The following is a 1,268-nucleotide window of genomic DNA, read 5'->3' on the forward strand; positions in this document are numbered from 1 at the left end:
CGGTTTCTGACGCTGAAACTTGCCCAAGAGATTGCAAAAGACTAACTTCATTCATGATGGTCTCCCCGTCGGTTGCCGCCGACGAAAATTGGAAAATTGCGGAGGGCAGATTCTGCCCTCCGGGAGACCATCTTTCAACTTTCAACAATTATTGGGACGCTTCCTGATTCATACCTATTGGCGCTAGAGCGACGCCGTTCTCTCCTTGGTTGGCTCTACCCTTCGCCACCACCAGAATCCCATGGCAACGCTACCCAAGCCGTTCGCATGCTCCTTGATGCGTCGCCAGCATTCACGGACGCTGTTACGTTTGACGAATCCGAACTCGCGAACATCGAGGCTGAGGCTGCCCAGATGGAACGCCGATCATAGCGCACCGGTCACATAACATGGTTTTTACGCTAGGCCTTCGGCACACCTTCCTTGGTTGGTCACGCGGGCTGGCATTGGTACAATTCCTCGTAGTTCAAACATCGCTCGCTTCGTTTTGGGCGGTGTCGTAAAAACCTTCCGTTGTGTGCCAGAACCGAACATCATGAACGAGTCCTTTGACATAGTTCCCGGCACTTCGGTCGGCCCGTTTCGTTTGGGCATGTCTCGCTCGGAGATACAGGCGTTGTTCAAATGCCCGATCACCAGCTTTTTCAAAACTCCGGACTCCACGCAGAGAACAGACGATTTCTCGCTTCTCGGCGTCGACGTTCATTACGGCGATGATGGCTCGGCAAACTACATCGAGGCGCACATGCCGGTGCAGTACAACGACGTCAAACATCACCTCGATGGCAACCTCGTAACGGGATCGACCGTTGGCCAACTTCGTGAAATTTGCGAGTTGCTTGGGCATCCGCTGGTTGACTTCGATTGTGGATTCGAGATTCCCGCCCTCGGCCTAAATGTATACAGCCACGACTACGTGTCTGACGAATCATCCGTTGATGCAATCTCTGTCATGGGCAGCGTCTAGGCACACAACATGGTTTTTACGCTGAGACCTTCGGCACACCTTGCACCTTTGGCAAAGCGGACTGGTCTTGATATCATCTTCGGTAGTTCTGACATCGTTTGCTTCGTTTAGGGCGGTGTCGTAAAAACCTTCCGTTGTGCGACTCAATCAAACACGATGGCCACCTTCAACGTTGACGATGCATTGCTTGCCTACCTCGGCGGCGCCCCAAATAGCGGTGGCATCCAACCCGCAACGATGCAGAAACGCCTCGCCGAATTCGCTGGTGACTCGCTCGACGAGATCAAACCCGTTGTTGATG

1 protein-coding gene and 1 pseudogene are annotated in these 1,268 nt (G+C 53.3%); one reads left to right on the plus strand and one right to left on the minus strand.

The genetic code is table 11. The features are described 5' to 3' along the window. Nucleotides 1-148, minus strand: a pseudogene (locus FHS27_RS30665) (IS256 family transposase); the annotation flags it as partial. Nucleotides 149-535: 387 nt separating this feature from the next. On the opposite strand from FHS27_RS30665, the gene FHS27_RS30670 reads away from it, so the two are divergent. Then, nucleotides 536-967: a hypothetical protein gene (locus FHS27_RS30670; protein ID WP_184310276.1), complete on the plus strand. Its 432-nt coding sequence runs from the start codon at nucleotides 536-538 to the stop codon at nucleotides 965-967. Nucleotides 968-1,268: the final 301 nt, after the last annotated feature.

This window comes from Aporhodopirellula rubra, assembly GCF_014192335.1.
Lineage (GTDB): Bacteria > Planctomycetota > Planctomycetia > Pirellulales > Pirellulaceae > Rhodopirellula > Rhodopirellula rubra.

Bases quoted from the DNA above. Each gene is read 5' to 3' on its own strand.
- FHS27_RS30670 (WP_184310276.1), top strand. From the start codon at position 536: ATGAACGAGTCCTTTGACATAGTTCCCGGCACTTCGGTCGGCCCGTTT.